This window comes from Nonlabens sp., from assembly GCF_047636915.1.
Taxonomy (GTDB): Bacteria; Bacteroidota; Bacteroidia; order Flavobacteriales; family Flavobacteriaceae; genus Nonlabens.
Genome location: NZ_JBLIGN010000005.1, coordinates 60,992 through 71,921 on the forward strand (window position 1 = coordinate 60,992; position 10,930 = coordinate 71,921).

Below are 10,930 nucleotides of genomic sequence, written 5' to 3' on the forward strand. Positions count from 1 at the left end.
GTTACTCTTTTTCTTGAAGTAATTCTACTTTATCGAGCACATCATCTTTAGTAATTCCCACTGCGGGCTCTAGACTATAAGCAGCATTGAATGCTTTTATGGCCCTGGAAGGCCTCCCTAATCCTTCATAACCTAGTCCTTCTACATAACGGCCATAGAGAATATCTGGATATGCTTTGTGCGCAAGATCACCTATGTCTATGAGTTGTTCCCAATCCTCCTTAGAGGCTACATAGTCTGCAATAGTAACGAGGTCTATAAGACGTAGTTTCATTTCAATTCCATAAACTTCCTTGATCATTCGGTACTTCTCTAGAATGCGATCGATCACGCGCACCATTCCTTTTTTGTTTTCATCGTCTTCAAACTTTACCTCTTCGGTAACGTCTTCATTGATGAGTTTTTCCTCGTCTATAAGTTGGTATTCTTTGAAAATAAAGTCTAAGCCACGAGGTATGGCATGAGCAGCAACATTGTATTTATTGGAGCCTTCTATTTTTTCATGTTTCAAATTCAAATTTTTCTTACTCCCAAATAACGAGTCAGTTTTTTCGGTAATCAGTTTGCTAATACTTTCGTCATGCTCAGGTGTGGCTACATAGAAATAGTTGTATTCCTCTAGCAGACTTAATTTATTCATTAAGTTTTCTTGAACTAGTGTAGAATATTCTGGAGCAATCTGAATCAGGGCGTCTATGGCTACTTTTTTACGCATCAGGTAATAACTGGCAACATTTGCTGTGATATCTTTTGCCACTATTACCGTAAATGGAGCTACTCGATACTCCTCTAACATGGTCTGTCTTATTTCCATAACAAAGTCCATGAATTTAAGCGTTTGTGGTTCTGGAAAACCAGATTCTTGATTGATCTGAGATTCATCATAACGGCTTTCTCGCTGGTTGATTCCCACTACAAAAGACTCTGGCATTTGATCCCAATAGGAGAGGTAATCTACGGTACCAGCAACTGGTTCAAAAAGGAAGTCTCCATCCAGTACAATAATTAACGGATATGTTTTTTCGGGATTCCGAGAATAATTTCTGGGTTTTAAGATCTTTACATTGCGTTCTTCTCCCAGAACATCACTGGGAAAAGCTCGGTACAACGCTTGAGAGACTGCTGCCTGTCCCATAAATAAGGTGATGGCAAGAGCTATGAGTATTTTCTTCATCAGACAAAATTAAGTGAGCGGAATTTACAATTATTTATGTGAAACACTTCCTTTCAAAGATAATAATAGGAGAGATATCAACCCGTAAACAAGTATCATTAAAGTCTGCGAAAGCCATAAAATCCATCCAAAAGAGGTTCCTAAAGTTTCTGAAACACCAAAAAAAAGAAGTACTTGAGCTATAAAATAAGGATAGGCACCAAAACCGCCATTGGTAAACGCTACGGCAAAACTACCTGCCACAAAGGCACACAAAATGGCGCTTACTGGTAGGCTTGCAATTCCAGGGATAGCAAAAATACTAATGTAAAACATGAGTACATACATGCCCCATATAAATAAGGTGTGTAGGAAATATAGCCATTTTTTCTTCATGGTCCAGATGGTCATAAAACCTTCTTTGACTCCTAATACAAAACCTTTTACTTTATGGTATAATCTGATGCGTCTTGAGATCAACAAAATTAAAAGGATGGCCGCTATGAAAACACCAGAATAGAGTAGAATTTTTGATAGTTCCGCTTTTGCGAAAGCAGAATTCAAGCGGTCTTTAAAGAAATTGAGAATAGTGTTTCCAGCGCTAAGAATTGCGACTACAGTAATGATTAATAGGAGGATCAGGTCTAAAACACGCTCTGCAATTATGGTTCCAATTGCTTTGTCTAAGGGAACATGATCGGAACGGTTAATAATAGCAGCTCTAGAAACCTCGCCACTGCGAGGAATGATAAGGTTTATGGCATACCCTGCCCCAATCGCCATAACATTAGTTATAAATTTAGGTGTTGTTCCTAAGGTTTCTAGCATGTAATTCCATCTCCAGGCTCTGGATAAATGACTTAGAAAAGCAAAAATAACGGCAAGAATAATCCAGGAATAGTTTGCTTCTAGGAGATAAGAATAAACGGTATCTCGCTCTTGGTCTGTAAATTGATAATAGGAATGATAAATAAGAAAAAAGCCCAATAACAAGGGAAGGGTAATTTTCAATATTTTGAAAAGCAATTTCTTCACTAGTTAAGAAAGCTTGTTGTCCGCTTCATTAGGGAAAAGAAGTTTAGGTTTGAATTTCTTTGCTTCTTCCATAGTCATTTGGGCATAGCAAATAAGGATGAGTACATCACCTTTAGAAACCATTCTAGCGGCTGCACCATTAAGAGTGATTTCACCACTGCCGCGAGGTCCAGGAATGGCATAGGTTTCTAAGCGATTACCGTTATTATTATTTACGATTTGCACTTTCTCGCCTTCTACGATGTTTGCACCGTCCATAAGGTCTTCATCAATAGTGATGCTTCCTATATAGTTAAGGTCTGCTCCCGTTACCTTAACGCGGTGAATCTTTGATTTTACAACTGTAATTAACATGGTGCAAAGATACGATTTGTAACAAAGTATGAATTGGGTTTGGAAAAATAGTTTAGGAATCTAAGCAAGGAAATTTTGCGGGCTAAATTTTTTAAAAAGGTCAGACAGATGTTTGCAGTTTAATTATAGGGTGGCATATTCCATTTTAAAATAATTTTTTGGAAAGTGATTGAAGCTTTTTTATAGAAACATCAAATCCAAGAGCACCATTTATCGCAGGTGAAGGTTCAGAGCGGATAGGTGACTAAGAATTAATTATAATGAAAGGGGAGTTTGATGGTCCTTTTTTCTGGCTCTTGATGATAGCACTTGTGATGGTTGTGGAATTTGAAGCAGATTTGATTTGGAGTGAAGTAGAAACCTATCAAATTGATTTAAGAAATGAATTTTACAGGTAAATACCGCAATAGGTTCTATATAAAACCTAATTTTCCATGGATCAATACCTCTGGTGTTATCGAATTTGAGGTGGTTACTTGATCACTGGGGTAAAGAAATATTATCAATAAGTCTAATGCCTTCAAGATGCGCAACTATAAAGCCCATGTAATGATAGTTTTTGTATTTGCGAGTTACAACAGGTTGTAAAGTTTCCTCACTTGCGATAGTAAAATACTCTAATTTAAAATCTGCTTGTTTTGAGAAAGTATCTTTTACGAACTCCTGGGTTTTTGTAATGCTGTTGTTTTTAAAATACTCTTGTGCTTTCAAAAGCGTTTGATAAATAAAAGCTGCTTTTTTTCTTCCTTTGATAGATAGTCGCTCATTCCTAGAACTCATAGCGAGTCCATGAGCTTCCCTTTTTATAGGGCAACCTATGATTTCAATTTCTAACTGAAGTTTTTCTGTCAGTTTTTTAACGATTTGCAATTGTTGGAAATCTTTTTCTCCAAAAAAGGCTTTGTCTGGTTCAACAATTGTAAAAAGAAATTCTAGAATAGTTCCGACACCATTAAAATGTCCCGGTCTATTGGCACCTTCCATGACCTTTTCCAAACCATCGTAATGATACTCTTTTGAAGCGGTGTCATTCCCGTAAACATCTTCTATACTTGGTGCATAAATAGTTAATTTATTGGCATCTATATGCTTTTTAATAAGCGCTATGTCTTTAGAGATTGTTTTTGGGTATTTTTCGAGATCCTTTTTATTTTCAAATTGTGTAGGGTTAACAAATATCGAAACGACCAGATGATCACACTGAGAAACAGCTTCTTTCATCAAGGAAATATGTCCATCGTGAAGAGCGCCCATAGTAGGAATAAGCCCTATAGATTTAGAGCCTATAACAGTGCTTTTAAGATGTTTTGTGAGTAGTTTATGAGATTCAAAAATCATTACAGTCTAAATAAGGTACCGCCTACAAACATAAGGTTTACAAAGCAAAGTGCAAGAAAATGCTTATTTTTGCAACCTGCTTGAAGTAAGGCGACAATAAATTTATCTATGAAGGAAAAAAGAGTTTTATACGTATCATCTGAAGTTATACCATATTTACCTGAGACAGAGGCGTCTTCGATGTCTTATTTTGCTCCGAAGATGGTGAATGATCGCGGTGGTCAGATACGTATTTTCATGCCGAGATTTGGTAATATTAACGAGAGAAGACATCAACTGCACGAGGTGATACGCCTTAGTGGTATGAACCTAATCATTAATGACTTAGATATGCCGCTTATTATAAAAGTAGCCTCTATTCCTAAGGAACGCATGCAAGTTTATTTTATCGATAACGAAGATTACTTCAAAAGAAAAGCTACATTAACTGATGAGGATGGAAATCTTTTCCCAGATAATGATGAGCGTGCCATTTTTTTTGCAAAAGGAGTTATTGAGACCGTAAAGAAATTGAATTGGGCTCCAGATATCATTCATGTACATGGATGGTTAGCTAGTTTATTGCCATTATACCTTAAGAATTACTATGGTAACGACCCATTATTCGAAGAAAGTAAAATAGTTACCTCCATTTATAATCAATCGTTTGAAGGAGCGTTAGATGATGAGATGATTGAGAAACTTCAATATGATGCATTAGATGATGAAGCTCTGGAACAATTTCACGATCCTACTTACATTAACTTAATGAAAAGTGCGATTAAATATAGCGATGCCATTATTAAAGGTAGTGAGGAGTTAGATCCTGAGATCGATCAATATATAGAGGGACAGGTGGATAAGCCTATCTTAAAGTATTTTGCTCCAGAAGAGTTTGCTGATGCTTATGAAGAATTCTATCTTGATCAAGTTTTAAACGAAAAAGAAGAAGCTTAAGAAATATGAGAAAAATGTTATGTAGTACCGCAATTGTAATTGCGGCAATGTTAGGAGTGGTGTCCTGTGAAAATGATTTAACTCCTCTTGGAGCCAGCTTTTTAGGAGAAGATCCCGCTGGTGTTATTCAGGAAACCGAGTTTGATGTAAAAACCTACAGCGCGCCTATAAATCCTGTGCAAACTAGTAATTTTAATTCGTTTCCATTTGGGGTTTACGATGATCCAGTATATGGAACATCTACCTATGAATTTGTCACCCAAGTTAATTTAGCTTTTGTAAATCCAGATTTTGGTGATAATCCTGAAGTGGAGCAAGTATTTTTGGAGGTTCCTTATTTTTCGACCCCTACAGGTATAAATGCTGATAATGCTGAGATTACTGATTACAGACTGGATTCGGTATACGGTAATTCAACTATAGAAATAGAAGTTCGTAGGAGTAATTACTTTTTGAATAGTTTTGATAATGAAGACCTGACGGCACGTGCGATTTATTATTCTAATTTTGAAAATGAAATTGAATTAAACGAAGGAGAGCTTATTTATGGGAGTAACTCGTTTGTACCTAGTGCAGTGGAAGAGATCGTTGATGAGAGTCTTACTACAGAGAAACGATTATCACCTCGATTAAGGAAATCTCTGGAAGACCTTACTCGATGGGAAGATATTATGCTTACTACCATGACTAACTCAGATGGACAAGTTGTTAAAGTCGCTAGACCAGAATTGGCCAGCGCCAGCAACTTTCAGAATTATTTTAGAGGTCTTTATTTTAAGGTCGTAAACCCTGGATCAGTCGGGAATCTTGTTCATTTTAATTTAAATCAGGCTAAGATTGTGGTTACGATTAGCCAAGATACTGATGAGGAAGATACGGACAACGTGGACGACGACCCATCAACTTTATTCATAAGAAGAAACTCCGATGTTACTATCAATTTTAATGGAAATAAAATAGGTTTTATCAGAAATGATTTCCACCCTACTGTTATTACAGATATTCAAGCATCCAGCGATGATCCAGCTAACGGAGCCGAAAATGTTTATTTGAAAGGGGGTTCTGGTTCTTTAGCGGTGATTGAGCTTTTCGGTCAGGCGACAAGTAGTGCCGTTGGAGAGGCTCCTTCGCTAACAGCTGTTATAGAAAATGAGTGGCTGATAAATGATGCATATATAGACTTTTACGTGAATCGATCTATTACTTCTGCAGGTCCGAAAGATCCAGAACGTATATTAATATATGATTATGATACCAATAGACTGCTCTCTGATTACGTGATTGGTAACGCTGTGGGTCTTAATAGCAACTTAAATCACCTAGGAAGGTTAGAAAGAATTGATAATGATGCTACGCTTGCTACCGATCCGCCTCGTGAAAAATATAGAATTAGGCTCACACAACATTTGAACAATATAGTTCAGGGTAATCTTGAAAATGCAAGGTTAGCTATTGTAGTGAGTCAAAACGTATCGTTAATAGGGAATAGCAGTGTTTCAAATACAGTGAGTCCTAATCCTGATCTAGAACTGATACCTATTAGTTCAGCTATTTCTCATGAAGGAACCGTTCTTCACGGAAACCTTTCTTCAGATCTAGATAAAAGGCCCAAACTAAAGGTGTTTTATTCTGAAACAAGAAGGGCGAACTAATACAAATTAATTATGTGTGGAATTGTAGGTTACATAGGGCACCGTAAGGCATATCCTATAGTTTTAAACGGTCTTAAAAGATTGGAATACAGAGGTTATGATAGTGCTGGAATTGCTATCTATGACGGGAAAAATCTTAACTTTTGCAAAACAAAAGGAAAAGTAGCGGACCTAGAATCAAAGCTTGAAGCTGAAATTCCTATAGAAGGTACTATAGCTATAGGTCATACAAGATGGGCAACTCATGGAGTACCTAATGATGTAAATTCTCATCCACATTTTTCAAATAGTGGGGACCTTGTTATCATACATAATGGGATCATTGAAAACTACGAGCCATTAAAGCAAGAGTTAAAAAACAGAGGGTACATCTTTCAGTCAGACACCGATACTGAGGTTTTAGTAAATCTAATAGAAGACGTAAAAAAGAAGGAAAAAGTAAAACTCGGTAAAGCAGTGCAAATAGCACTTAATCAAACTATAGGAGCTTACGCTATCGCTGTATTTGACCGCAACAAGCCTAATGAAATAGTTGTAGCCCGTTTAGGATCACCTCTTGCCATAGGTGTTGGTGAAGACGAATTTTTTATAGCGAGTGATGCAAGTCCATTTTTGGAATTTACTAAAAGTGCTATCTATCTGGAAGATGGAGAAATGGCCGTGATTCGCACGCACAAGGATATTAAAGTTAGAAAAATTTATGATGACTCGTTAGTAGATCCCTATGTACAAGAGTTACAAATGAACTTGGAACAGATAGAAAAGGACGGTTACGAGCACTTTATGCTTAAAGAGATCTATGAGCAACCAGATGCAATTAGAGATACTTTTAGAGGTCGCATGCTGGCAGATCAAGGCATTATTAAAATGGCAGGGATTGATGACCATATTGATAAATTCGTAAATGCCAAGCGTATTTTAATTGTAGCTTGTGGGACTTCGTGGCATGCAGGACTTGTCGCAGAATATGTTTTTGAGGAACTAGCTCGTGTGCCCGTTGAGGTAGAATATGCATCAGAATTTAGATACCGCAACCCTATTATAGGTCAAGACGATGTTGTAATAGCTATTTCTCAATCGGGAGAAACGGCAGATACGATGGCTGCTATAAAGCTGGCTAAGGAAAATGGAGCTTTTGTGTTTGGAGTTTGTAATGTGGTAGGAAGTTCTATTTCTCGTGAAGCTCACGCTGGAGCTTATACTCATGCAGGTCCTGAAATAGGGGTTGCCTCTACAAAAGCGTTTACGACCCAAATTACAGTTCTTACCCTGATCGCTTTACAATTAGCTAAGAAAAAAGGAAAAATATCAACTAGTGAATTTCACGCTCATTTGAAAGAATTAGAGGCAATACCAGAAAAGGTTGCCGAAGCATTAACTTCAAATGATCATATTGAGAAAATAGCAGATATTTATAAAGACTCTAAAAATTGCCTTTATTTAGGTCGTGGTTTTAATTTCCCAGTCGCTTTAGAAGGAGCTTTAAAGCTCAAAGAGATCAGTTATATTCATGCAGAAGGTTATCCAGCCGCTGAAATGAAGCATGGTCCAATCGCTCTTATAGATGAGCAAATGCCAGTCGTAGTGATTGCTACTAAAAAAGGTCACTACGAGAAAGTCGTAAGTAACATTCAAGAAATAAAATCCCGTAGTGGGAAGATTATTGGAATCGTTACTAAAGGAGATGTAGACGTAAGGAAACTGGCAGATCATGTTATAGAAGTGCCAGAGACCACTGAGTTCTTGACGCCTTTGTTGACTACCATTCCGCTTCAATTGCTTTCTTACCACATTGCTGTGAAGTTGAATAGAAACGTAGATCAACCTCGTAATCTCGCAAAAAGTGTTACCGTAGAGTAGATGACTGTTTGTAAATTAATATAAAACCGTTTCATTTTGAAACGGTTTCTTTCTGTTATTGCCAAAATAGCATAAAACAACAGTTGGTTTTTCTTATAAATAGACAGTTAAGCGCTATCAGGTTTCTAAATACTACACAGTCATCAAACTAATGTAGGAACAAAAAAAATTGAAAAACACGCTTATTTTATGAATAGGAAAGCAGTATCTTTGCACGACGAAAAACAGCTGTAAAAAGCTGTATCTTTTTAAGTTTTAAAACATTATATAAATGTCTCAAAATACAGGTAGCGTTTCACAGATCATCGGACCGGTGGTGGATGTAACATTTGAAAGTGCGGAAGGCGTACTTCCTAAAATTTATGATTCACTAGAAATCATAAGAAAAGACGGTTCTTTACTAGTACTTGAAGTACAGTCTCATATTGGAGAGAGCACAGTAAGAACTATCTCAATGGATTCTACAGATGGACTTAGTCGTGGTACAGCGGTTAAACCTACTGGTAGCCCTATCAAGATGCCTATAGGTGCAGATGTTTACGGTCGTCTATTTAATGTGATCGGTGATGCCATTGATGGTCTAGGAAATCTTCCTAAAACAGGAAAAGACGGTCTTTCTATTCACAGAGACGCACCGGCATTTGAAGATCTTTCTACTTCTACGGAAGTGCTTTTTACTGGTATTAAAGTAATCGATCTGATCGAGCCTTATGTGAAAGGTGGAAAAATTGGTCTCTTCGGTGGTGCAGGGGTTGGTAAAACAGTTTTGATTCAAGAATTGATTAATAACATCGCAAAAGGTCACGGAGGACTTTCAGTATTTGCTGGAGTTGGTGAGCGCACACGTGAAGGAAATGACCTTTTACGGGAGATGTTAGAATCCGGAATTATTAAATATGGTGACGATTTCATGCATTCTATGGAAGAAGGTGGATGGGATCTTCAGAAGGTGGATAAAGCCGGAATGAGAGAGTCAAAAGCAACATTTGTATTTGGACAGATGAATGAGCCGCCTGGAGCACGTGCGCGTGTGGCACTTTCAGGTCTTACAATAGCCGAATATTTTCGTGATGGGGCTGGTGAAGGACAGGGAAAGGACGTTCTATTCTTCGTTGATAATATCTTTCGTTTTACACAAGCAGGCTCTGAGGTATCGGCACTTTTAGGTCGCATGCCCTCTGCAGTAGGATATCAACCTACGCTTGCGACAGAAATGGGTGCGATGCAGGAACGAATTACTTCTACTAAAAAAGGTTCTATTACATCTGTACAAGCGGTTTACGTACCTGCAGATGATTTAACTGATCCAGCACCAGCAACAACTTTTGCTCACCTTGATGCCACCACAGTACTATCGCGTAAGATTGCAGAGCTAGGTATATATCCAGCCGTAGATCCACTAGATTCAACCTCTCGTATCCTTACGTCAGATATCTTAGGAAAAGAGCACTATGACTGCGCACAAAAAGTAAAAGAACTATTACAACGCTACAAAGAACTTCAAGATATTATCGCCATCTTAGGTATGGAAGAATTGTCTGAAGAAGATAAAATGGCAGTAGGTCGTGCGCGCCGTGTGCAACGTTTCCTATCTCAACCATTTTTTGTGGCAGAGCAGTTTACTGGACTTAAAGGTGTGTTAGTTGATATTAAGGATACTATTAAAGGATTTAATATGATCATGGATGGAGAGTTAGATCATCTTCCAGAAAGTGCTTTTAACCTTAAAGGAACTATTGAAGAAGCAATTGAAGCAGGAGAAAAAATGCTTGCTGAAGCTTAAACAAGTTTAAAGTTCAGAATTACGGTCACTCCAAATTCTGAACTCATAACTCATAACTATAAACATATGATTTTAGAAATAGTTACTCCAGAGATGACCCTTTTTAAAGGTGAAGTAGAATCAGTTTCTGTACCCGGTAGAAACGGTCAGTTTCAAATGCTTGATAATCACGCACCCGTTGTATCTTTACTTGGTAAGGGTGATGTTAAAATTTTTGGAAGTGTACAATTAGAGGAATCTTTAGCTTCTTTATTTAAAAAAGAAGACGGTACTACTAACTTTACAATTACTGGTGGAGTAATAGAAATGAAGGACAATAAAGCTATTGTTCTAGCAGATTAGCTCTTGCTTTTCAGAATATTAAGAAAGCCTTGATCTTTATGATGGAGGCTTTTTTTATGCGGTTAAGTTTTTGGCAATTCTACTTTTGTAAAAACGAGAGCACCACAAAACAATACATAGAAGCTTTTTATTTTACTCAATATAAATCCCAATTACCTTCCTTATAATACAGATATAATTTGGGAGTAAAAATTGTGTTTACTTCTATTCCAGTCGTGTCTACAAGTGGTTTGCCGAAGGATCTTAAACCGTTAAGAGCTTCCTTGTTGAGCCATTTTAATTCTAAATTCTCTAAATCAATTTGTGAAAGTGCATTCTCGTGTATGGGCTGTTTTCTCCCTATAATCCACCCCCATTCGCCCAAAGTGAGCACTTGGTTGTGCAAGGGTAAGGTATAAAACGAGGCAGCTTCTAATGTTTTGTTTACGCAATAAAATGCTTTTGTAGCATAATAAGGACTTCCTGATTGGGTTATGA

The 10,930-nt window shown here is 37.3% G+C and carries 9 protein-coding genes and 1 pseudogene; 5 read left to right on the forward strand and 5 right to left on the reverse strand.

From position 1 onward, the window contains the following. Position 1 precedes the first annotated feature (1 nt). The 4 genes from ACJAT0_RS01830 to panC form a co-directional block, all read right to left on the reverse strand. Positions 2 to 1,174 carry an alpha/beta hydrolase gene (locus ACJAT0_RS01830; RefSeq protein WP_415180279.1) on the reverse strand — a complete coding sequence of 391 codons (1,173 nt, stop codon included), beginning with the start codon at positions 1,172 to 1,174 and terminating at the stop codon, positions 2 to 4. A gap of 30 nt (positions 1,175 to 1,204) precedes the next feature. Continuing rightward, on the reverse strand, positions 1,205 to 2,164 hold the full coding sequence (locus ACJAT0_RS01835) for a lysylphosphatidylglycerol synthase transmembrane domain-containing protein (RefSeq protein ID WP_415180280.1): 960 nt from the start codon (positions 2,162 to 2,164) through the stop codon (positions 1,205 to 1,207). 27 nt (positions 2,165 to 2,191) lie between these two features. After that, on the reverse strand, positions 2,192 to 2,542 hold the full coding sequence (gene panD / locus ACJAT0_RS01840) for an aspartate 1-decarboxylase (RefSeq protein ID WP_374002748.1): 351 nt from the start codon (positions 2,540 to 2,542) through the stop codon (positions 2,192 to 2,194). 480 nt (positions 2,543 to 3,022) lie between these two features. After that, on the reverse strand, positions 3,023 to 3,880 hold the full coding sequence (gene panC / locus ACJAT0_RS01845) for a pantoate--beta-alanine ligase (protein WP_415180281.1): 858 nt from the start codon (positions 3,878 to 3,880) through the stop codon (positions 3,023 to 3,025). A gap of 108 nt (positions 3,881 to 3,988) precedes the next feature. On the opposite strand from panC, the gene ACJAT0_RS01850 reads away from it, so the two are divergent. The 5 genes from ACJAT0_RS01850 (at position 3,989) to ACJAT0_RS01870 (ending at position 10,453) form a co-directional block, all read left to right on the forward strand. After that, entirely contained in the window at positions 3,989 to 4,816 is an 828-nt protein-coding gene (locus ACJAT0_RS01850) for a glycogen/starch synthase (protein WP_415180282.1), read from the forward strand. A 5-nt stretch (positions 4,817 to 4,821) separates the two neighbouring features. Further along, positions 4,822 to 6,468 (forward strand): DUF4270 domain-containing protein, encoded by a 1,647-nt coding sequence (locus ACJAT0_RS01855; protein WP_415180283.1) that lies wholly within the window; start codon positions 4,822 to 4,824, stop codon positions 6,466 to 6,468. 12 nt (positions 6,469 to 6,480) lie between these two features. Continuing rightward, positions 6,481 to 8,328 (forward strand): glutamine--fructose-6-phosphate transaminase (isomerizing), encoded by a 1,848-nt coding sequence (gene glmS, locus ACJAT0_RS01860; RefSeq protein WP_374002744.1) that lies wholly within the window; start codon positions 6,481 to 6,483, stop codon positions 8,326 to 8,328. Between the two features lie 271 nt (positions 8,329 to 8,599). Further along, positions 8,600 to 10,111, forward strand: coding sequence for a F0F1 ATP synthase subunit beta (atpD, locus tag ACJAT0_RS01865; protein ID WP_374002743.1), 1,512 nt, complete (start codon positions 8,600 to 8,602; stop codon positions 10,109 to 10,111). Between the two features lie 66 nt (positions 10,112 to 10,177). After that, positions 10,178 to 10,453, forward strand: a complete 276-nt coding sequence (locus tag ACJAT0_RS01870) for a F0F1 ATP synthase subunit epsilon (protein ID WP_374002742.1) — start codon at positions 10,178 to 10,180, stop codon at positions 10,451 to 10,453. 136 nt (positions 10,454 to 10,589) lie between these two features. On the opposite strand, the pseudogene ACJAT0_RS01875 reads toward ACJAT0_RS01870, so the two are convergent. Further along, positions 10,590 to 10,930, reverse strand: a pseudogene (locus ACJAT0_RS01875) (spermidine synthase); the annotation flags it as partial.